This window comes from Primorskyibacter sedentarius, assembly GCF_004342065.1.
Taxonomy (GTDB): domain Bacteria; phylum Pseudomonadota; class Alphaproteobacteria; order Rhodobacterales; family Rhodobacteraceae; genus Primorskyibacter; species Primorskyibacter sedentarius.
Window position 1 is genome coordinate 152650 of sequence record NZ_SLZU01000008.1, and the last position, 21576, is coordinate 174225.

General features: G+C 59.8%; 15 protein-coding genes and 2 pseudogenes. 4 read left to right on the forward strand and 13 right to left on the reverse strand.

Going from position 1 to position 21576, the window contains the following annotated elements; translation table 11 throughout:
* Positions 1-8: 8 nt before the first annotated feature.
* The 6 genes and pseudogenes from EDD52_RS12670 to EDD52_RS12705 all read right to left on the reverse strand — a co-directional run bounded on the left by EDD52_RS12670 (position 9) and on the right by EDD52_RS12705 (position 10784).
* A complete protein-coding gene (locus EDD52_RS12670; RefSeq protein ID WP_132245495.1) occupies positions 9-710 on the reverse strand; it encodes an IS6 family transposase in 702 nt (233 codons plus the stop codon).
* A 251-nt stretch (positions 711-961) separates the two neighbouring features.
* Positions 962-5629 (reverse strand): peptidoglycan-binding protein, encoded by a 4668-nt coding sequence (locus EDD52_RS24005; RefSeq protein ID WP_243651926.1) that lies wholly within the window; start codon positions 5627-5629, stop codon positions 962-964.
* Entirely contained in the window at positions 5626-6426 is an 801-nt protein-coding gene (locus tag EDD52_RS12685; protein ID WP_132245497.1) for a M15 family metallopeptidase, read from the reverse strand. The genes EDD52_RS24005 and EDD52_RS12685 overlap by 4 nt, the downstream gene beginning before the upstream one ends.
* A gap of 223 nt (positions 6427-6649) precedes the next feature.
* Positions 6650-7349 (reverse strand): annotated as a pseudogene (locus EDD52_RS12690) (IS6 family transposase).
* Between the two features lie 1226 nt (positions 7350-8575).
* Positions 8576-9079 (reverse strand): hypothetical protein, encoded by a 504-nt coding sequence (locus EDD52_RS12700; RefSeq protein WP_132245499.1) that lies wholly within the window; start codon positions 9077-9079, stop codon positions 8576-8578.
* 85 nt (positions 9080-9164) lie between these two features.
* Positions 9165-10784 carry a bifunctional AfsR/SARP family transcriptional regulator/alpha/beta hydrolase gene (locus tag EDD52_RS12705; RefSeq protein WP_132245501.1) on the reverse strand — a complete coding sequence of 540 codons (1620 nt, stop codon included), beginning with the start codon at positions 10782-10784 and terminating at the stop codon, positions 9165-9167.
* A gap of 122 nt (positions 10785-10906) precedes the next feature.
* On the opposite strand from EDD52_RS12705, the gene EDD52_RS12710 reads away from it, so the two are divergent.
* From EDD52_RS12710 to EDD52_RS12725, 4 genes are all read left to right on the forward strand, one after another.
* Positions 10907-11854: a homocysteine S-methyltransferase family protein gene (locus EDD52_RS12710; RefSeq protein WP_132245503.1), complete on the forward strand. Its 948-nt coding sequence runs from the start codon at positions 10907-10909 to the stop codon at positions 11852-11854.
* Positions 11855-11920: 66 nt separating this feature from the next.
* Positions 11921-12673, forward strand: coding sequence for a methyltransferase family protein (locus EDD52_RS12715; protein ID WP_132245505.1), 753 nt, complete (start codon positions 11921-11923; stop codon positions 12671-12673).
* Between the two features lie 50 nt (positions 12674-12723).
* Entirely contained in the window at positions 12724-12957 is a 234-nt protein-coding gene (locus tag EDD52_RS12720; protein WP_132245507.1) for a hypothetical protein, read from the forward strand.
* A gap of 96 nt (positions 12958-13053) precedes the next feature.
* Positions 13054-13602 carry a hypothetical protein gene (locus EDD52_RS12725; RefSeq protein ID WP_207906021.1) on the forward strand — a complete coding sequence of 183 codons (549 nt, stop codon included), beginning with the start codon at positions 13054-13056 and terminating at the stop codon, positions 13600-13602.
* 275 nt (positions 13603-13877) lie between these two features.
* Here EDD52_RS12725 and EDD52_RS12730 read toward each other — a convergent pair whose 3' ends face one another.
* The 7 genes and pseudogenes from EDD52_RS12730 to EDD52_RS12755 all read right to left on the reverse strand — a co-directional run bounded on the left by EDD52_RS12730 (position 13878) and on the right by EDD52_RS12755 (position 21575).
* Positions 13878-15071 (reverse strand): MFS transporter, encoded by a 1194-nt coding sequence (locus EDD52_RS12730; protein ID WP_132245509.1) that lies wholly within the window; start codon positions 15069-15071, stop codon positions 13878-13880.
* 453 nt (positions 15072-15524) lie between these two features.
* Entirely contained in the window at positions 15525-16748 is a 1224-nt protein-coding gene (locus EDD52_RS12735) for an MFS transporter (protein ID WP_165907537.1), read from the reverse strand.
* A 21-nt stretch (positions 16749-16769) separates the two neighbouring features.
* On the reverse strand, positions 16770-17285 hold the full coding sequence (locus tag EDD52_RS24010; protein ID WP_279389268.1) for a glutaredoxin family protein: 516 nt from the start codon (positions 17283-17285) through the stop codon (positions 16770-16772).
* Positions 17259-18296, reverse strand: a pseudogene (cysK, locus tag EDD52_RS12740) (cysteine synthase A); the annotation flags it as partial. The gene EDD52_RS24010 and the pseudogene cysK, both read right to left, overlap by 27 nt.
* A 163-nt stretch (positions 18297-18459) precedes the next feature.
* Positions 18460-18894 carry a globin domain-containing protein gene (locus tag EDD52_RS12745; RefSeq protein ID WP_165907538.1) on the reverse strand — a complete coding sequence of 145 codons (435 nt, stop codon included), beginning with the start codon at positions 18892-18894 and terminating at the stop codon, positions 18460-18462.
* Positions 18895-18987: 93 nt separating this feature from the next.
* On the reverse strand, positions 18988-19683 hold the full coding sequence (locus EDD52_RS12750) for a response regulator (RefSeq protein ID WP_132245517.1): 696 nt from the start codon (positions 19681-19683) through the stop codon (positions 18988-18990).
* A complete protein-coding gene (locus tag EDD52_RS12755; RefSeq protein WP_132245519.1) occupies positions 19680-21575 on the reverse strand; it encodes a hybrid sensor histidine kinase/response regulator in 1896 nt (631 codons plus the stop codon). The genes EDD52_RS12750 and EDD52_RS12755 overlap by 4 nt, the downstream gene beginning before the upstream one ends.
* Position 21576: the final 1 nt, after the last annotated feature.

A 21576-nucleotide genomic window follows, 5' to 3' on the forward strand; every position in this document is an offset into this window, starting at 1 on the left:
ATTTCACATCAAGCGACGTTGGCCGCGATTTTCCATACCTCGAATGCTTTCAATTGATGGTAACGGATCACAAGTGCTGCGCGGCGGCGGGCTGGGGCGGAGAAGAAATTGCGGGTTGCGGAGTGCATGGAGACGAAGCGTTGCAATCCCCCTGGTGATCGCAAACGCTGCATCGTCCGTTCTTTTTTCCTCAACGGCAAATGGCTGTTCTCGGCGCGGTTGTTGAACCCTTTGTGGGACCAGTGATCAAGGCCGGGGGCGACATCTCGCTTCGCTGCGCCGTAGGAGCGAAGCTTGTTCGTGATGATCCGTCTGGGCACGAAGCCCCAGCGTTTCATCAGCCTGACCAAGAGCCGCTTTGCCGCGCGCTTGTCCCGCCGGGGCTGGAGGATTTCATCAAAAACAACACCGTCCTGATCGACGGCACGCCAGAGCCAGAATGACCGGCCCGCGATCTTCACCACGACTTCATCCAGATGCCAAACATCGCCGGGGCGGGCCTGTCGGGGGCGTAAGTTGTGCGCAATCAGCGATCCGAACTTGCGGGTCCAACGGCGGACCGTTTCGTAGGAAACATCGATGCCACGTTTCAGCATCATCTCCTCGACCTCGCGCAGGCTCAGATTGAAACGGACGTACAGCCAGACCGCGTGAGCGATGATCTCTGGCGGGAAGCGGTGGCGTTTGTAGCTGATGAAGGGTTGGGTCATGCATTTCAATTACGCTGATGTCGGCAAACCGACAACCGACGCCGAGTTTACGTGACAACACCCCCGGACCTGCTTGCTGGAGCAGTGGATCGACGATGCAATTGAAGCAGAACTTGTAGAAATCGTGCGGTTTGCCGGCATTTTGCAGCGAGACCTCGAGGCCTTGAAGAATGCCATTGATCTTCTCTGGAGCAATGGCCAAGCTGAAGGACAGATCAACCGCCTCATTATCAAATGCTTGGAAATCGGGGTCAAAACTCGATCTCGAAATCCGCAGCCGCGTCCTCTTCGGGGGATAGTGCATCGCGCGCACGCTCAAGCCGATCAAAGTCCATCAACACCACGTTGAACCCTGACGCCCCGCCCGTAACACGGCGTTCTTCCAGGTAGCTCAGCGTTTTTCCGCAGCCGAGATACATCTCTGCGATTCTCTCGGAAAAAATCGGCATGCCCCTCTGATGCGCCGATCCCTCGCGCTGCAAAAATTGTGTCGTGCCGCCATCCGCGGGGACAAGCCGCGGCAAGGCTTGCAACCCGATCGGCATGATATAACAGGTTTCTTTCGGGGCTCCCCAGCCCCGCATTTCTGACCCGGGGGTGACGAAATCGGACGTGCCGTATTTCTCAATCAAGGCAGACAGGATGCGGTCATAGGGCATTTTACCTTCCGCCAGAACCATGCGCCGCATGATCGCGACCACCTCGCCGTTCGGACTCCAGGAGGCAATGGTCAGCGCCTCTGACCCTCCGCGGCGCACGTAGACACGCTGATACCCAAGCGCGCGTTGTGCGGCGGGAGCAGTCGTCGCGAGCGGAGTCGCGGTTTCGTACTCGGCTTCGATCCCATCAAGCGCAGAAAGCGTTTCGATCGCCTCTCGCATGCTCTGTCCCGGTGCGATGCCCAGAAGATCGTTTCGGGCAGGGCTGACATCTTCAAGTGTGACCTCTGGCCAGTCTGCCGTGCTCTCTGGTTGCTGCGCCACCTGTGAGGGCGAAATAAGCGCCTGATCCGTTGCGATCTGGTCATTCGGAGTCTCGCTGTCCCCCGCTGGCGTTGCAGCAGGAGCTGTCTTGGCGGCGATCGTCAGTACAGGTCCAATGGCGCCGCCGACGGCCTCTGTCCGGGTCGCCGTTGCCTGTCCCCTCACGACGAGGCCCTGTGCTCTGCCTGGGGCTTCGAAAGGTTCTGCCGAGCCGAGGGTGAAATCTATATGCGTCGCAATCCCACGCGTGCCTTGGTGGCCTTCGTGAAACGCGTCCGCAAGCACAAGGATGGTCATTGCACTGTTGCACCGATCCTCCCTGGGATGGGGGCGGGTACGCATAAGCGCGTATCGACGCGGAAGCTTGAAAGGTCCGCCCTGCTCGCTGAAACGGCGTGAGAGATTGTTCTGATCCTCTCGCAAAGATGGGACGGCTTTCATCACCTCGGCGCTGAGACGGCCGACTACGTCGCCGTAGACACCGCAAGTGCCGTCGGGACTGGCCGTGATCCGCACTTTGAAGTTCTGCCCAAGCGTTGCAGCTTTTGCGTCGAACCAGGACCGGATCGTCTTTTCGTGCCGCGTTACCCATACTGGGTCTGGCCGGGGTTGCTCTGCTTCGAACAGGCCAGGGCCTGGCAGGCCCGCATCGCGCTCTGCCCACGCGGCGGCGACCATTTCGTGCAGCGCGTTTTCGGTAGGTTCTATTCCACCCTGCAGGGCTATCAGGTCGACGATATGGGGCGTAACCGTGAGGCGGATCTGGTCTAGCCCTTCGAAATCGGCGGCATCGTAACGGCGCGACATCCGGGCCTGCGCCGCTTCGTTCGCCTCGCCAAAATGTCGTTCGGCAAGAATCTGCGGCAGGTCATTTTCATCCAGAGTGTAGAAAACGATCCGCTCTGGACGGGCGAGAAGCGACACCTGTAGCCCACGTACTTTCATCAGCTGCGCCGTTTCGGGCGTAAGTTCTGCAAGGGCCATGATGGTACGCGATCTCTGTTCGGCAATGAATCGCGCCGTCGCTTGTTCCATCTCGAGCGGTAAGAAAGCATTCGGACCGACCAGGCTGAGTGCGACTTGCAGACCGCCCTGACGTACCGAGAGGGTCATTCCTTCGCTCCGAAATGCAAAGGTGCCCGTCTCAAGGTCATAGGTGTCCAGAGTGATGCGGCTACGGATGACGAGTGGTTTTTCTGCCCCCGCACGCAGTTGCTCCATCGCGGTTTCTGCAGCGACAGGCGCCTCGAATTCATTGGCTCGCTGTACATCAGGCATCAGTTTCGCAATCTGTTCGAAACCGCCCTCGCCAAGGAGTCGGGCAGCGTGGCCCGCGATAGAGATGTCATCTGACGTTTCGGCCTCTGCAATGTCTTGCGCAAATGCGGATGCGGTGGGCATCACCGGTGCTATTGGCGCTTCGGGTGTAGGGATAAGCAGGTCTTCGAGAGGAAATGACAGCACTTCCCAGTCGAGCGTCGGCCCTGCGAAGATGCCGACACGCCGCAACGTTCCCTGTCCGGTACGCAGTGGGCTACCTTGGCGACTGCCGAAGGCTTGCTCAATCGCCATCGTGTCCACCGAGTAATCGAAATCTGCCCACCAGACGAGCTGTACCTGGCGGTCCTGAGCCATTTGACGAAGCAACCTCGCTTGCTCTGGTGGTACTCGGATCTGTTCGGGCAGATTTCCAAAACGCTCGGCCGAGGCGAGCCCTCCATTGCGGCCATCCCCCGGCAGGTTCACGACGCGGAAGTGCCTAGCAGGCAGTCCGGTTTGCATCTCCTGAAGCGGGAAACTCTCAGTGTCGAAATCATACGGGCCAAGCGTCAGCACTACGCTGTGGCGGACCTGGACCGGCCAGATTGGCGCCCGGGCAAGAATTGGATCGTAGTACCGTTCGAAGAATACACGCTTGGCATCGCGCCGGGCAAATTCGTCTGGAAATGGGTCGGAAACTCTGCGCGTACCCGTCACCATTCCGACCACGTCCGTCTGCCCGTAGCGGGGCCCGCCGAAGAAGCTGCGGTGATCGTCCTCGGACAGTAAACCCGCCGCCACACCGATGAACGTATCCCCTTTGCGCGGGGCGTCAGGATTCTGGCCAAGCCAGGCGAGTGCGTTGAACTGGCTCCATGCGGGATCTTTGCGGTGCGGAAAAGGTAGAGAGACATCGATCGCATCGCCAACGGTTGGCAGGCCGAGTGACTGCGCCAGCATGAGCGCACTTTGATTGCCAACAATCTGGTTGCCGTTACCTTCCAACGGCCAGCGATGCACCGGGTCGCCCCCCGGCTCGAGCGGCAGGATCGAACGCCGCGAGCTGTCTTGCGCCACGAAATGCAGCTCTGCACGCTGGGCTTCAAAGGTTGCGGGTGTTCCGCGCGGCGTTGTCGGGTTTGCGAAACTTTCCACGCTTTCGTCACGGCCAATCCGAGTTATCTGACCCCAGATCACGGTGCGCGGCTGCCGTCCGTTCACCCGTTCTTCGGCGACACGGTCGATGAAGCTCGCGGCCTCTGAACGTTTCATCGGGAGGTGGCCCGAAATCTCGCCCGGTAATGTCACGACGATGGACCCGACAGGGTAGGGGCGCGCGGTGAGGATCATTTGCAAAGAGCCGCCGATAAGCTGCAAACCGGTCCCTTCAACAAAATCCCCCGGCCGCGAATGGGCGTAAAGCGTCACTTCGAGCGGATCTTCGGGTGTGATGGGGCGCACGGCTTCTGCTTCGGCCAACAAGGCTGCGCGTAGAGAAGCGTGGGAATCCTCCTTCTCGATCACGTTCATCGCATTGAAGGCGCGATCAGCCGGGTCCGTTTCGGCGTTCTGCAGCCGTCGGATCGCGTCCAGCGCGTTTGTATCGTTCAGCACCGATGGATCGCGCTTGATCTCCAGTAAGGCAAGTCGGCGTGCAAGCCCTTCGGGCGCGTCGACAAGTTGGCCCTGATCGAAATGGGCACGCGGGCCTGCCGGAATCTCGGCAGCTGCCGTGATCGCATAGCCGGGTGCGCGTTCACCAGACCCGTTCGGGGCCATCTGCCCTGCCCCGCCAGCTTGTCCTTGCGGAAACGTCGGCTCTGGCGTTCCTCCCAGAGCGAACACGCGCGCGCGCATGGTTTGGGTGAGGCATGCCACATCGGCGCCGCAGGCATTCCGGGAGCGGAGCCAGACCGCCTGGTCTGCTGGTCGCCCGGCTGCCTTCCATGCCCCCGCCAAGGAACGGTCGAGCGTGGAGAGCGTCGGGTCCGAACAAATCGCGATTTCGGTCGCGGTTCCGGCACGTCGGCAATCAAAGCTGGGACCGGTGCCTGCGGCCTCGCCTGTCAGCATCGCTAACTCTGACTGCGTAAGCTGGCCTGTCGGGGAGGTGCCGACGCTGCTCTGAAAGGCTGCTATGGCCGTCCTCGTGCGCTGGCCCGGCTGCCCATCCACCGGGCCTGAGTCGAAACCCCGCGCGTTCAATGCGGACTGGATCCTGCGCGCTGCCTGCCCCAGTTCCGACGGACTTAGGATGGGGTCGGCGGTGGCGGTCGATGACGCTCTGGCCAAGTCCACGGTCAGCCAGGTCGGCACGCCGCCTTGTCCCCAGATCTTAACCTCCAATCGTGTGCCAGTACCTGATCGAAGTGCGGCTTCGGCCGCTGGTGAAATACTGCCCCGCGCCAGGAGGGACGGCATCTGTGCGCGCATCTCGCGGCTGCCAAATATCTGGTCGATTGTGTCCCCGGACTGACGCTTCCCGAAACGGTGAACGTTCGCGCGATCCTGGGTCAGGATCGCGATCGGATCATACAGGCCCACCCCTGACGAATTGCGCCGATCCACTACGCCGATCTCTGCGCCATAGGTCTCGATCAAGGTCTGAGAGACGGCCGAAGATGCCAGTGTCGCAAATATCGCCACGAGCGCGGTCAGCCACTTTCGGTCAGTCATTTTCCGTCTCCTTCGATCAATCTGCTGTAGAGAATAAGGTCAGGGCGATATTCGAAATGCATGCCGTCGAAATGGTGCCATTTCCCGCCCCAGATGAAGCCGCGGCGCTCCAACGCCTCGACCATCTGCCAAGGTATATTGTTCTGGTAGGCGCCCACGGCACCTTCGGTTGCACCGGTCCAGCGCCAATAGCCACCGAGCGAGGCGTTCACGTCGAAGGCAATGCCATAGGAATGCGGGCTCAGCCTGTCAGTGCCAGTAATACGTCTCCAGTTGTATCCGCCGCCTACTTCGGAAAAGAGGGGTGCGATCGCGTCATCGCCAAGGTTCAGATCGGCCAGGGCCGAGAAAAGTTGACAGGACACGCTGTGCCTGCGGGTTACACGGAACCGAACCGAGCCTGCGTTGACCATCTGTAGATCCGGTTCAACCTCACCCGGCGAGGCGCCGTAAAGGAGGTCGAGGAAGCGGGCATTCCGCGCCCGGCCAGGATCGTGAAACGGCGCCAGACGCAAATCGAGGTTGCGCGACAGGGGATAGGGTATGGAGAATTGGTCGCCCACGGTAGGTGCCGCGATCATCACGTTGGCAGGGCGCGCCGTGGGGGATTCCGCAACAATGGTCTGGCCGCGATGGACGATCAGGATTTCCTCTCCGTGCTGTATCGTGAGATTTGGATAGGCTAGGCTGATCGCTTCTTTCCATAGGGGCAGAACCGGATTTGTGGGCAGGGGCTCTTGCAGGAAATCACGCGGAACACAGCTTTGGGCCGCTGCCGATCCGGTCGCAATTCCCATTATGATGATCAAACCAGCGGCGCTGCATACTCGTGTGAACGGCGGTATCAATGCTTTGTTTTCCCAAAATTTCAGAAGCGAAATGTGGACGTAAAGGCCAGAAAAATCGTAGAGGCGTTTCAAAATTCATGAGGATGATAGCGCAGAATCGGGCAGGAAATCCACAATTTGGGTGTTGTCACATTAGCTCAACCAGTCTTCAGGTTGGTGTGCCGATTTCACATCAAGCGACGTTGGCCGCGATTCTCCATGCCTCGAATGCTTTCACTCGGTGGTAACGGATCACAAGTGCTGCGCGGCGGCGGGCTGGGACGGAGAAGAAATCGCGGGTTTCGGAGTGCATGGAGACGAAGCGTTGCAACCCCCCTGGTGATCGGAAACGCTGCATCGTCCGTTCTCTTTCCCTCAACGGCAAATGGCTGTTCTCGGCGCGGTTTTTGAGCCCTTTGTGGGACCAGTGATCAAGGCGGGGGGCGACAGCTCGCTTCGCTGTGCCGTAGGAGCAGCTTGTCCGTGATGATCCGTCTGGGCACGAAGCCCCAGCGTTTCATCAGCCTGACCAAGAGCCGCTTTGCCGCGCGCTTGTCCCGCCGGGGCTGGAGGATTTCATCAAAAACAACACCGTCCTGATCGACGGCACGCCAGAGCCAGAATGACCGGCCCGCGATCTTCACCACGACTTCATCCAGATTCCAAACATCTCCGGGGCGGGCCTGTCGGGGGCGTAAGTTGTGCGCAATCAGCGATCCGAACTTGCGGGTCCAACGGCGGACCGTTTCGTAGGAAACATCGATGCCACGTTTCAGCATCATCTCCTCGACCTCGCGCAGGCTCAGATTGAAACGGACGTACAGCCAGGCCGCGTGAGCGATGATCTCTGGCGGGAAGCGGTGGCGTTTGTAGTTGATGGAGGGTTGGATCATGCATTTCAATTACGCTGATGTCGGCACACCGACAACCGACGCCGAGTTTACGTGACAACACCTTTGAGTGTTTTACCCTCCGGTAAACCCGGGGCGGTTAAAAGACGTCTACGCCGGTCGCTACTGGCGGCAGAGTCATTGCATCGCGTTGCGCCTCATTGGGGCTATCAGAGAGCGCTACCGTCAATTTGTCCGCGTTCAACCCCGTAATTTTCCAAAAAAAACGCAAATTTTGAAGTGTCGTTCTTGGTCCATTCTTGGACTGAAACACTGATATTATTGAATGCATGTTCTTGTTTCGGTCTTGGACATTAAGTTCAGAGATGGATTTCAGAAAACTGCTGGTCGAGCGAGACTAGAAGAAGGATTCGAGTTGTTGATGACTCATGCATGCGGAAGGTGTTGTACGTGTCCGCTACTCTCTTTTGCAGCGACCGAGTCCAGAGATTGATCAAGAACCCAGCCCAGCGATGGAGTGGAAACTTCGATGGCGAGAGGGCTGATTTTGGGTGAGTCCGCTCATGATGTCGGACTTCCAGAATTTCCGTGACTCCATACCAAGTGATTTCAATGGCTTGCAGAAACGGCATTATTGAGGCTGAGTCGCTATCTTTGAGAGTGGCAGGATAATGTGGCGAAGTTCATGAGACCAAATCGCAGCCGAACGGATTGCCAAATGTCGAGCGTCTAGGCTTCATCCGCGATGTGCTGATCATGGGCGTACCCATATTTTGCTGACGCGAGACAGCGCCAGTCTCACAAAAATCGACTCATCCAGTCTCATAAATTCCGGCACAGAATCTCATGGACCCCGACTCGTTTTATAGGGAAATGCTTGAATCTCACGAACTCCGGTCTCCCGACACAGCTCCATGAATCTAAAGCGACAGCTCAGCGGGAAGAGGGGCCTCCATCCATGCCCGATAATGCAAACTTATTGGACATAGTATTGCGCTGAAATGCGGGGCGGTTAGTAACTAAAATTGGCGCAATAACCGCCGCGACAGGAGGGCGCTGTAGAAAGAACTCTGCCTGCAACGTCTTTGACCAACTACCTCGTCCACCGTTCTGGGTCACTTCCATGCGGGTCGAAACCCTTCAAGATGTGACGTTTATGTCGGGCGCGGTGCTGTCGCATCTGGATCTTGTCTTGAGGCGGGACTGCGGATCGCAGGTTTTTTCGGCTGTCCGCATTGCGTGTTGGGCAACAGCGTAAGTCTATAACTTCAACGGAGCAGCTGTGATGCAGCAAACTCAAAACAGCAGTGTTGAAGGTCGTGGCTCAGCAATTTTCGTGCTTCAGCCTCTTGTCGCATTGGCAGGAGCCCACTTGAATCTTTCGGCCCTGCACCTGCAAGCGCATTCCGGTACATTTCCGTTTCGGGATCGACCTTTGCTCGGATACGCACTCCGATATCGTCCCCTTCAGGCGTTGGACCCTCGGTCGCATGAAGGTCGGCCGCCACGCCAAAGGCATGGTACTGAAAGGCCTCGCCAAGATTTTCGAGTATCATAGCCTTCACATCCGGCCCGGTTCCTCCCGGGTAATTGAAATCAAACACGACCGTGTCCAAACGAAGGCCACCGCTGAAAAACGACATCAAAGCCACGCAACGTCGATTCAATTCTGGCGCATTGAGTGCTGAAATATCAGACACGTCGCCAAACTCATGCGCAGCGACTGTGGACATGGAGAGCGAAAGACATGATCCGAGAATGAATGTACGCATTGTCGGGCCCCAGGAAGCAAACATTTCGTACAGTATACCATAATATTTCATATTCCGAATTGGCGCCTATGTATCCCAGAACGCGTCAATCCGCGATCGCTTCCAGAAACGCGTCCGTCTTTTGGACGCATTCCAGCCAGGCTGGTTCGTGGCCCAGCAAAATGTGGTTCTTGCTGTCCAGCGGGACGAATTCCGCCCCTGCGATGCCGATGGCCAGCTCGCGGCCTTGGTCGATTGAGATGCGGTGATCGTTGCGCGCATGGAAGACGATTGTCGGCGCGGTCACCTTGGACAGGCTTTCACGCACGTCGATATCGCCGAAGGCTTCCTGAAACCGGACTGCGTTTTCGGGCGAGGTGCACTGGCGTTGGAATTCGTCGAACCAGGCAAGATCCTCAGGCGCGGAATCCGGCATGAAGGTTTGCGAAAAGATGTGTCGATACGCCGGGTTAGAAGTGCCCCAGCCGTGACGAGTCAGGGTCAGGACAGCTTCGCGGCGGGCCTGCTCTTCGGTGCTGGCACCGATCCGCCATCCGGTGGCGTAGCCCGCAATGAGGACCAGTCCCGACACACGCCCGGGATGGCGCGCGGCGTATTCAACGCAGACTGCGGCACCTTGCGAGATGCCCAACAACGGAAACCGTTCCAGCCCATAGGCATCCACGACGGTTTCAAGATCGCGCACAAAGGCATCGAAACTGATCTCGTCGACATCCCAATCCGACAGGCCGTTGCCGCGCTCATCATAGCGGATGAAGGTCCGGCCTGCCGCGCAAGCCTCGAAAGTGCCGCCCCAGATCGGGCTGTTCCAGTCCAGTTCCAGGTGGTTCAGCCAATTGGCGGCTTTTACCAGAGGCGGTCCGTCCCCAACTTTGGCATGTGCGATACGCACGCCGTCCGGGGTGCGGCAAAACCCGATGGTTTGTTTGCGCAGCATCCTGCGAGACGCGGGTTCGCGCGGTTCCGGGCTGCGCGCATCAGTCAGCTCAGGGGAGAGGTCCGTGGGCATCAGCGGGCCGTCAATGATCAGCCCGGCCTGAAGCATGTCATCAGTGAACGCCTTCTCGAACGCGCGCGCTTCCTCCAGTCGTCCGGACCGTGCCAGCGTCTGAGCCAGCCCGCGCGCCGGATCTGTCTGGAGGGGCGCGTGGTCCTGCCACAGCCGCGCCCATCTGACCGCTTCGTCCAGCGTGATCTCCGGGTGAAGCGCAAGGCGGCGCAGGATATTGAGATGCATGACGTGAACGTTGTCGCGTTCCGATGCCAGCCAGCTTTGGAAGATTTCTGTGCCGGCGGCGTCGAGACCTTCAAGGAACGGGCGTTCGAAATGTTCGGCCATGGCGCGCAACTCTGGCGGCGGAATGATCGGAGGATCGTCGAACAAGCGCACCCAGATATCGCGCAGGGCAACTTGCGTCGCGTCGAGGCAAAGCTCCACGCGTTCTCTATCGGCGATGATCCGGCGGGTGCCGTCATGGTCAACAACCTGCCGCAGCTTGCTCAGGGCCCATCGCAGCGATCCGCGCGGATCGTCGGGCAAATCCCAGAACATCTCGCACAGGCGTTCACGCCGCACCGGGCGTCCGGTGGCCGCAAGATAGCCCAGCACCGCGCGCGCCTTGCGTGAAGCGGGCAGAGCCACGGTTTGGCCATCGGCTGTGACCGTCAATTCGCCTTGAAGTGTGATCGTAAGTGGATGGGTCATGAAAACCACGCCAACGCGCTGAAATAAACACGCTCAACTTAGGCAATTCAAACGTTCGCTACAACGCAGGCTCACACGCTTGCATTGCATAAGCGCTTCTATCGAAAAGACAGGAGAGCAATATGCAACACCACGATCATAAGAAACTGCCACACCAGAGCAACGGGATGTTCGTCACCGACGCGGGTTTTGAGACGTCGATGCTATTTCACAAGGGCTTCGACATGGAGCACTTCGCCTTCTACCCGATGCTCGACACCGAGGAAGGGCGCGACGCGATGGAGGACTATTTCGTGCCCTTCATCAAGACCGCGCGCGACAGTGGCGCGGGTTATATCCTGGACACCAATACCTGGCGGGCCAATCCCGATTGGGGTCGGCTTCTGGGGCACGATCTCAATGACCTTGCCGCAATCAACCGTAACGCCGTGTCCTTCGCCAATATGCTGCGCCACGACCATGGCGCGGGGGTGAACGTGCTGGTGAACGGTGTGATCGGGCCGCGCGGCGACGGCTATGACCCCGCGACGGTTATGAGCATCGAGGAGGCCGAGGTGTACCACGGTTTTCAGGTCGGAGTTTTCGCGGATGCGCGCGTCGATATGGTGTCAGCGTTGACGATGACCAACGTGCCAGAAGCGATCGGCATCGCGCGGGCGGCGGGCGACCGAGGTGTGCCTTGCGTCATCAGCTTTACGCTGGAGACCGACGGGCGCCTGCCCACGGGTGAGCGGCTGGGTGCAGCGATTGCCGAGGTCGATGCTGCCTGTGCCGTGAAGCCCGCCTATTACATGATCAACTGCGTGCATCCGGATCACTTGGCCGACACGCTTTGGACTGGCGGCGACTGGATCCGGCGCATCCATGGCCTTCGCGCCAATGCCTCGCGCATGTCACATGCTGAACTGGATGAGTGTGAGACCTTGGATGATGGCGATCCGCATGAGCTTGGGGCGCAATACGCCGAAATCCGGCACATGTTGCCGAACCTCAATGTGTTCGGGGGATGTTGCGGGACCGACCATCGGCACGTAGCGCGGATTTGCGAGGCGGTTACACAGCCGGCCTGATCGCCATCGTTAAAACGGGCGGCGCCCTGCGCCCCCGTACCCAAATCTCATCTCAAGGAGACCGCCATGTCGCGTGTCCTCATTATGGCTTATGCCATCAAGTCCTATGTCGTGTTCCTGGCCGTCTCCGTTTGGCTGGCGGGCTTTTTGCTGGATATCGGAACCATACGTACCTCTGGTGCCGACACGCCTTGGGCGCAGGCTGCAGCAATCGACATCCTGCTGATTTCGATGTTCGGATTGGTGCACAGTGTCATGGCGCGTCCGGCGTTCAAACGGCGCTGGACGCGGATCATCCCCGAGGCTGCCGAACGCGCGACCTATGTGTTGCAGTCCTCGGTCCTGTTGGCGGTGATCATGCTGTTCTGGCAGCCGATCCCGGTGACGATCTGGTCCGCCGAAGGCATGTTGGCCAACTCGCTGATTGCCGTGTTCTTTGGCGGGTTTGTGTTGATAGTGATCGCCACCTTCGCGCTCGATCATTGGGAGTTCACGGGCCTGCGGCAGGCGTGGTCCAACGTGACTGGGCAGATGCCAACAAAGCCCCAGTTCCGCACGCCTCTGCCCTATCGGATCGTGCGCCATCCGCTGCAACTGGGCATCTTGCTCGTCGTTTTCTCTGTACCGCAGATGACGGCGGACGGGCTGCTATTTGCCGGGGTTATGCTGGCCTACATGCTGATCGGCCTGCGGTTCGAGGAACGCGCTCTGCTGCGCGAGTTTGGCGAGGATTACGCAGCCTATCGCAACCGGGTCCCGATGCTGCTGCCGCGGCTGCCTCTGATTTCAAAACTCAAACTCAAAAATTGGCGCGCCTGACCTGACTAACCAGTCTCAGACAAGCGCTTCTTTCAAGGAAAGGACATGACATGAATATTTCATTAGCCAAGCCCATCGTTTCGGCGTCACACCGCTTGCTGGCTTTCAGGCGTTGGTTCGAAAGCTACAGGGCTTACAGGTTCAGCCGTCGCGAAGCGATAGACCTGTCTCGCCTTCCGGTGCACCTGCTTCGCGACATCGGCTGCGAGGGCCTGATTACCTATTCGGTAAATCAGGGCCGGGCAGAAGGCCGCGACCCATTTGCCAGACAGAACTTCATTTGATGACCGGCCGACGTGATCCGCTGGCCGACACCGAGCGACACGCGCCGCAAGGCGCACACCGCAAACCCAAACACGAACCCACAGAAGGACTACCCAATGAAACGCTTCAATATCGTGCTGGCTGCAGTACTGGCCGTAACCCCCTTCGCCGCAGACGCGGGCGGCGCACTTTCGGCCTTTGACGTGGCCGAGGATATCAGCCGCTTTGTCTTTGCCAAAGCGCCGGTGTTCGAAGACGGGATGCCCGCCTATGGCAATCCGTTTATCACGCAGGGCTATGTCTACCCTGCGGGCACGCTCGATGGAGGTGTCGAAGGTACGCTCGCCGACGGCGGCCCGGCCTTTCCGGAGAAGGTGATCGGCACCTGGACCTGTGACGGGTTCCTCGTGGGCGACGGCATGCGCACCGAGACCGGCAACATCGTTATCACGCGCCAGATCATCGAGTTCACTGATGGCGATCTGCTGATCAGCCATGGGCCTGAACTGGCCGATGTAGATGTGGCGGTGGTGCGGGCTGTCACCGGCGGCACCGGTGACTACGTCGATGCACCGGCCCAGATACGTCAGGTCCTGCTCGGAATGAGCGATGGCTACGGTGTTCGGCTGCAAATGGAGTTTCCCGCCAAGACGGCGAGCAACTGAGTGTGTTTGGCCAAGAGAAGGCGTTCGGCGGGCAGATGACCCCGCCGGACGCTACCCAGATTATTATATGCGTCAAGCCAGTTAAGAATAACGGCAGTTTCGTACACGTCTCCTCGATTTCGGATGTTGATATGAAGTTCACAGACCTGGCGCCCCTTTCAACACTTGCCGCTTGCAACTGCGACCATCCGGAAGCGCGGTCGGTTTTTTGGCTCGCCGTACCATCACGCTTATTGCATTGGTGAGCATGGGAATGAGGGTGACAGATTCTGTGATCAAGGCCGCAGGCGCAAGATCAATGGGACGATTACTACGACCAGCAGCGCTGCGACCAGAAACGGTGCGCCAGGCAGATAGAGACCTGCGGTGTTGACAAACCGTTCGAAGACGCTGGTCATGACCAGCGGTGCCGCTACCGCTGCGACAGACGACAGGGACGCGATCACGCCCTGCACGAGCCCCTGTTGATCCTCGCCCACCCGGTTGGCTGCGAAGGCCGTCATCAGCGGGGGCGCCATGTCCGACAGCGCCGCAAGCGGCAGAAAGACCACGACGGCCCAGACCGCCGAAGAAAACCCGAACCCAACCATCGCGATCACCGCAGCCGAGGCCGCAATCAGTAGCGTTGGGTACTCGCCCAGTCGGTTGGTGAGTTGCGGCAGTATCCCGGCCTGCACCACCGCGATCAGGACGCCATAGGCCGAAAGTGTCAAACCGATGATGAAGCCGTCCCAGCGAAAGACCTCGCGCCCCCAGAATGCCCAGAGCGTCGGATAGACCATGTTGGCGAATTCAAACGCAAAAATACAAACAAGTGGGATGGCAAGACCGGGAAGAGCGAAAGCCTTCGCGATCGTTCCGAACGGGTTAATGTCGCGCCTGCCGAAGGGGCGCCGGTTCTCCGGTTTCAGGGATTCTGGCAATACGAAGGCACCGAATGTCACGTTGAGCGCGGCAAGGGCGGCCGCAACCCAGAACGGCGCGGTGACATGCCAGCCTGACGCGATTCCGCCAATGGCGGGCCCGAGGACGAAGCCAATGCCGAAGGCCGCGCCAATCATGCCGAAACCTGCTGCTCGCTCTGCCGGTTTGGCCATGTCGGCGATATAGGCAGTCGCGGTGATATATGTGGCGCCCGCAATACCAGCGAGGATGCGGCCCACCAGAAGCACCCAATAGGTCTGAGCCAACGCCATGACGATGTAGTCCACCATCAGCGTGACCAATGCCGCGATGAGGATCGGTTTGCGTCCGTACGCATCCGAAAGGCTGCCCACGATGGGGCCAAACAGGAACATGGCGGCGGCATAAGCCGACATCAAGATGCCGCCCAAGAACGCGCCTTCAGCCGTGCTGGCCGCGCCAACTCTGTCCATCAGCTCTGGCAGGATCGGAAACACGATACCGATGCCGATGGCGTCAGTCATCAAAGTGGCTAGGATAATAAGGTACGGGCCGGTGAGCTTCATTCAATCACACGACAACTAGCTGCCGTTTCGGACAAGATAAAAATGCTTGCCCGCATTGATTTGTACTTTTGGGCGGGCAGCCGCCTAAGGCTTGGAGAAAGCGCTGTGCCGTCAAAAAAAGATCGTACCGCCAGTTTTCAATGCGCAGCACCATGCGGTTCTTGGGAACTTGTTCAATGGTTGGTGCCTACCGATATGCGCGGCTGTCTCGTGGGTTCAACTAGATCTCCAACTGGTCGCCACGCCGTATCGGACGCCTACATCCTGCGGGAATTATACACTACGGAAGGAATAGATTGATGCAGTGTCAATCGGGTTCTTTCCGTCCATGCCAATGGACTTGGCATAACCTATTCACAACAAGGCGTTTTTCTGCATGTTTTGCACCTGAAGACCCGGTCCCACTCCGGGCCCGGGTCGCTGTGATACGTGGGAACTGAAGTCGCGTACGGATCAGTTTTGCACCGAGACGAGGTCGACGCATCTGATGTGTGATCTGCGTTGCGACAAGTACAGTCCCAGAGCCCCGATGATTGCCAGATTGACAACTCCGGTCAGCGCGGCAACGGCAAATGTAAGGTCATAGGTCGCCGTCATGTCATAGAGGTATCCTCCGACAGCACCGCCCAGACCGTGACCAGCCCAACCAAAGGCCATGATGAACCCGGTGCAGGTCGCGCGCGCGGCGACAGGCGTGACCCGGCCGATCGTCACAAGCACTCCGGTCATGACGCCAGCGTAGCCGAAGCCGTAAATCGGGGCGAAGGCCATGAGCTGGTCGAGGCTGTGCAACCGAGTGAACAGGAACACCAGTGCAGTTTGCCAGGCCGAGGCTGTCAGGTATGCCGGGATCGCTCCGATCCAGTCGGCAATCTGCCCGAAAGCAATGCGCCCGGCGATGGCGGCCAACATCATCACCACAAGGATACCGCTCGCTTCGGTCGCGGGGATGCCGCAGCCCTGCGCAAAGGGAACGAGATGCATCAGCGGGACGGACATCAGTGAACAGCACATCAGCACTGCGGCTCCCATGACAAAAACGGATGATACGGCAGTGAGCGTGCGCGCGCCGTCGGTCGCCCGTGTTCCGGAGGCAAGCACAGTCGGCGGCTGACGGACCAGCAGGGCAAGTGGCACCAGAATGGCGAGCGAGAGGATCCCGAGCGTGGCAAAGGCTCCGCGCCAGCCAATCGCTTCGATCAGCAGGGTCGAGAGCAGGGGGAGGCCACCCTGACCCGCCGCCTGGCCTGCCGCGACGATGCCTATGGCAAGGCCCGCGCCAGAGTTGAACCAGCCACCGACAAGCGCCAGAAGCGGCGCGAAAAGCGCGCCCCCACCGAACGCCCCAGCAACAAAAAACAGAACGTACAGCTGCCACAGGGCGGTGGCCTGGGAGGCGGCAAGTACGGCCGCGCCGGTCACAACTGACCCGCAGATCACGACGCTGCGGGCGCCGATCCGGTCGGCAACGCGGCCCATGAGGATACCGCCCAGCCCAAGACCGATCAGCCCAATGGTGTTGATCAGCGCAATCTCCGCACGGGTCCAGCCGAATTCGGCCTCGAGCGGCAGGACAAAGGCTGACAGCCCGTTGACAAGCTGCCCCATGGCGATCGCAAGCATCAGCGCCGAAATCGCGACGATCACCCAGCGGTAGCGCGGTGTATTGGTAGGCATCGGAGGCATCCTTTCTCGTTCTCAGGCGGCCTGATCGGGCGCGGGTTTGGGGGCAGCGGCGGCACCACGTGGGTGAAGCCATTTGGGCAGGAAACCGTAGGCATTGCCGAGGCTGTCCGTGTCCGCATTTTGGTCAATCTCGGTCAGCAGTGCCGCAAGAGTCCCGTCGTTGCAGGCGTCGAAGGTTTCAGTCGCGCCACCAAGGTGACGGGCGGCGATGAAGATTTGCGGGATCGTCGGCGCGCCGGATCGTTCCCCGACGGCGCGGCGCACATCTGCGGCCCAATCAGCATCCCGGTAGTCCGGTCCATCAAGGTTCACCGTCCGGTAAGCGATACCGGCCTTGGCAAAGAGCCTGTGAACAGACCAGCAGAACTCGCACCACTCCATCGCGAAGAGGACGACCGGCTGCGCCTTGTCTGCGACAATTGCATCAACATGGGCAACCGCCGCAGTACTGGCCGCTACCGGGGCAGCAGCAGGTGCGGGCGTTGATGGCGCGGCGTCGAAGCGGAACCGAGGGGTTGATGAAGCGATGGCTTTCTCGTCTTCGCTCATCTCCTCCGAGATGCCCTCGAACAAGGGGGTTGAGAGGTAGCGCTCGCCAGTATCCGGGAGCATGGCGAGAATCCGCGCGCCTTTCGGGGCGGTCCTTGCGACCGCGATGGCAGCCGCCAGCGTCGCGCCTGCGGTGATGCCGACGAGCAGACCTTCTTTCCGGGCCAGATCACGAGCGCAGCGGATGGCATCGTCGCCGCTTACCGGCTGTATCGCATCGATATGGCCCGCAGAAATCACGTCGCCTGCCAGTTTCGGGATGAAGTCAGGTGACCAGCCCTGCATGGGGTGCGGACGGAAGGCAGGATGGCTGGCGGATGGCGATCCGTCCGCTTGATAGCCCTGCGCAATGCCCGAACCGAGCAGCGGCGAGTTATCCGGCTCTGCGGCGATCACTTTGGTTGACGGGCTGGTTGCCTTCAGCACCCGGGCAATGCCCTTGAGCGTGCCGCCCGTTCCGAATCCCGTCACGAAGTAATCAAGCGGCGCATCTGCGAAGTTGGTCACGATCTCCTTCGCCGTGGTGGCGGAGTGGAAGTCGGGACCGGCCTCGTTCTCGAACTGGCGCGCAAGGAACCAGCTGTGCGTTTCCGCCAACTCAGCGGCTTTGGCAAGCATGCCCGTGCCCTTTTCAGACGCCGGGGTCAGCACGACCTTGGCGCCCAGCATCCGGAGCAGCTTGCGCCGTTCTACTGAAAAGCTTTCTGCCATGGTGACGACCAGAGGATAGCCCTTGGCGGCGCAGACCAGCGCAAGGCCGATACCCGTGTTGCCAGAGGTCGCCTCGATTACGGTCTGACCGGGCTTCAACGTTCCATCGCGTTCGGCGGCTTCGATGATTCCAAGTGCCAGGCGGTCCTTGACCGAACCGCCTGGATTGAAGCTTTCGACCTTGACGAATAGCTCTACGCCGTCCGGTGCAAGGGCGTTCAGGCGGATAACCGGCGTATTGCCGATGGTGGACAGGATAGAGTCGTGGATGGGTTTCATGGTTTCATTCCTTCAATGGAAAACTTGATTGATGATCCGCAAGCCTGTCGGATGACTTTGAAAAGCGGGCGCTGCGGAAAGACAGGGAGTTCAGGCAGGCCACCCAGAATACGGGCAACCTTTGAGGGGGAAGATGTCGGTGGGATGCCTCGCTCGTGGCTCTTCAGGCGACGCTGCGTTTCGGAACTGCGGCGCCCGATTGCATCGCAGCGGCGACGGCGCCATAGGCGGTGGCCCATGCGGCGCGGACATCGGCGTTGAAGATCGGGCCAAGCAGGCGTTCAATCGTGGTCAGCAGCGCAGCACCGACGATGGCATAGTCGTCATCTCTGACGCCGTAGCCGGAATGACGGCGGCCCATCTCTTGCAGCGACGTGGTCACCGGTCCCAGGTCTTCAGCATTGCGCACGATTAGGGCCAGCGCGGCGGCCAGCTTCTTGCGTTGCACCGGCCGGTCGGTTCCTGCGAACATCGAACGGAAGTGGGGTGCGATGCGGAAAAGCTCTTCGTAGAACCCGGCGGTGAGCGCATCCGGGTCGCGTGCAAGAACTGCCCAGCTTTCATGGATCAGCGCAGCTGTATCGTTTGGAAGGGTCATCGGGGGCATCCATTGTTGCGGTTGATGCCACCGGTATCTGCCGCTCCCGTATCAATGCGATGTCGTCAGGGCAGGGACGGTGTTTCGATTGTTTCAGTCGGGATCGTAGATATATCCGACGCCGCGCACGGTGCGGATCACCTCTGGGTTCTGGGGGTTCACTTCGATCTTCTTGCGGATCCGCGAGATTCGGATGTCTATGGAGCGGTCGAACGGATCCCACGACCGGTCATGCGCGCCCTCAAGTATTTGATCCCGGTTCAGCACACGCCCCTTGTTGCGCGCAAAAAGCTTCAGCAGGTTGAACTCCATCGATGTCAGCGGCAGCTCGGCCCCGTCCTCGTCCAGCAGCTTTGCCGCATCGAGGTCCAGCAAAGTCTTGCCAAAACGAAAGCGTTCACGCGGTGGCTGCGGGGCGGCGGCAACCTCGCGCCTGCGCAGGACGGCCTTGATCCGAGACGCAAGCTCTCGCAGGTCAACCGGCTTGCCCAGATAGTCGTCAGCACCCATCTCCAGCCCCACGATCCGGTCGACCACGTCACCGACGGCGGTGAGCATGATCACAAACGGCCGGTCCGGCCCCTGCAAGGACCGCAGGACCGAAAGCCCGTCTTCACCGGGCATGTTGATGTCGAGAAGGATGAGGTCGGTCTTATTGGCCTCAAGCAGCGTGCGGAGTTCAACCGCATTGCCCGCCATCTGGACTTCGAAGCCACGTTTGACAAGGTATTCCGCCAGCATCTCGCGGATCTCTGCCTCATCATCACAGATAATGATATGGTCGCTCATGGCTGGACCTTCATGTTGAGCATCCTGCTGGTCAACCTGCGAAGGTCCGAAGGCGCGATGGGTTTTTCAATGAATGGTCGCCCGACGCCGTCAAGAAAGCCCCGGACCTGCGGGCTCATCGTATCGCCGGTGACAAACCCGACGCGGCGGGCGTGGTCAGGATGGTCGCGCAAAAGGGCTTCGTACAAACCCCGCCCCCCAAGGCCCGGCATGTTCAGGTCAGTCAGGATCACGGCGTATTCTTGCGTTTGCACCTTCTCCAGCGCCGCCTCGGCACTTGATACAGCTTCGACCGAATATCCATCGCGCACAAGGATTTCCCGGATCAGGGCGGCGACCTCCTCTTCGTCGTCGACGACGAGGATGCGCGACTGGGCTCGGCTGCTGGCGACGGCGGGCTCGCCGGTCCGGGGCTGCGTTTCTGCCATTGTGACTGGCAATGTGATCCGGAAGCTGGCGCCAGTGCCGCAATCGGGATCGATACGCATCTGTCCATCATGCGCCTCGATGATTCGATGCGCCAGAGCCAAGCCAAGGCCGGTGCCCGATCCGACGGCCTTGGTGGTAAAAAGTGGGTCGAAGATACGGCGCTGGATAGCGTTCGGAACGCCCGGTCCGTTATCGGCGACCACGAGCTCAATAGTTCTTTCGGCTTCGTTATGGCTGAGCGACAGGCGGATCAGGTCACCGGTTCTGCTATCTCTCACAGCCTGATCGGCATTGGTGATGAGGTTGATGATGACCTGAGCCAGTTGATGGGTATCGCCCCGGATCATCGGCAGCTTTGTATCGCCGGTGATCTCGACACGTGTCGCCAGCCCGTCAGCCCCGTTCTCCAGCGCATCGACGGCCATCTCAATCGTCTCGCGCAGGTCCATGGGGACCAGTTGAACCGGCTGTTGGCGGGCCATGGCGAGGAAGGATTTCACAATCCCGGTACAGCGTTCGGCCGCGTCCGAAATCTTCTCGACACGGCGCAGGATCTCAGGGTCGACGCTTTCTTCCTTAAGCATCAGCGCATGTCCGACAACGACCGACAAGGGATTGTTCAATTCATGCGCCACACCGGCCAGAAGCTCACCCAGCGCCGACATCTTTTCGGCCTGAAAGATCTTCTCGCGTTGCTCGGCCAAGGTCCGGCGCAGCGCCACTTCCTTTGAGATATCGACGATTGTTGAAACCATCACCTCTTCGCCACGGTAGTCGATCATCCGGGCGGAGATCAGGCTGGGAAAGCGCGTGCGGTCCGGGCGCAGCCCGGTGATCGTCATGTCGTCCACCCGCCCGTTTGGCAGTAGCGCGGTGACAAAATCCGCCCGCTCGGCGCGTGAGGCGAAATGTTCGTGCGCGTGACGAGTGGTGCCCAAAAGCTCGGTCGCTGCCGGCGAACGGTAGAGGATCTGCCCGTCCCCGACGCGAGACATGACAACACTGGCTGGACAGGCTTCAAGCACTTTCTCCAGAAGTTCGTCCGCTTCGTGGGCGTTTTCCGCAAGTTTGCGGTGCACCGTCACATCTCTTACAAAGAGGATGAAACCGTTATTGGACGCCTGCCGCATATGGGCCCGGACGATCCGCCCCTGGGGCATCTCGAAGTCCAGCGGGGGCACCTCGACATCAGTTCCTAGCTGGGCCTCCATGATCCGGAAACGCTCGGACGTGGGGGCCGCAATCACGCCGCGCCTGACCAACTCTCGTTGCATCATGTCCCAGCCTAAACCGGGCCGAAGCAGGTCTGCGACTTCGCCATTTTCCATACTTCGGAAGGCCGCATTACAATAGGTCATGACAGCGTTCTCGTCGAACATCGCGACCCCCATGTTGAGCGCTTCGACGACCTCTGTAAGCAGGTCGGCCTGGTCGCTCTTGCTGTCGATGTCGGCGACAGTCATC

Coding starts and splice junctions, on each gene's coding strand:
- EDD52_RS12670 (WP_132245495.1), bottom strand. CDS start 710: ATGACCCAACCCTTCATCAGCTACAAACGCCACCGCTTCCCGCCAGAG.
- EDD52_RS24005 (WP_243651926.1), bottom strand. CDS start 5,629: ATGACTGACCGAAAGTGGCTGACCGCGCTCGTGGCGATATTTGCGACA.
- EDD52_RS12685 (WP_132245497.1), bottom strand. CDS start 6,426: ATGGGAATTGCGACCGGATCGGCAGCGGCCCAAAGCTGTGTTCCGCGT.
- EDD52_RS12700 (WP_132245499.1), bottom strand. CDS start 9,079: ATGCGTACATTCATTCTCGGATCATGTCTTTCGCTCTCCATGTCCACA.
- EDD52_RS12705 (WP_132245501.1), bottom strand. CDS start 10,784: ATGACCCATCCACTTACGATCACACTTCAAGGCGAATTGACGGTCACA.
- EDD52_RS12710 (WP_132245503.1), top strand. CDS start 10,907: ATGCAACACCACGATCATAAGAAACTGCCACACCAGAGCAACGGGATG.
- EDD52_RS12715 (WP_132245505.1), top strand. CDS start 11,921: ATGTCGCGTGTCCTCATTATGGCTTATGCCATCAAGTCCTATGTCGTG.
- EDD52_RS12720 (WP_132245507.1), top strand. CDS start 12,724: ATGAATATTTCATTAGCCAAGCCCATCGTTTCGGCGTCACACCGCTTG.
- EDD52_RS12725 (WP_207906021.1), top strand. CDS start 13,054: ATGAAACGCTTCAATATCGTGCTGGCTGCAGTACTGGCCGTAACCCCC.
- EDD52_RS12730 (WP_132245509.1), bottom strand. CDS start 15,071: ATGAAGCTCACCGGCCCGTACCTTATTATCCTAGCCACTTTGATGACT.
- EDD52_RS12735 (WP_165907537.1), bottom strand. CDS start 16,748: ATGCCTACCAATACACCGCGCTACCGCTGGGTGATCGTCGCGATTTCG.
- EDD52_RS12745 (WP_165907538.1), bottom strand. CDS start 18,894: ATGACCCTTCCAAACGATACAGCTGCGCTGATCCATGAAAGCTGGGCA.
- EDD52_RS12750 (WP_132245517.1), bottom strand. CDS start 19,683: ATGAGCGACCATATCATTATCTGTGATGATGAGGCAGAGATCCGCGAG.
- EDD52_RS12755 (WP_132245519.1), bottom strand. CDS start 21,575: ATGACTGTCGCCGACATCGACAGCAAGAGCGACCAGGCCGACCTGCTT.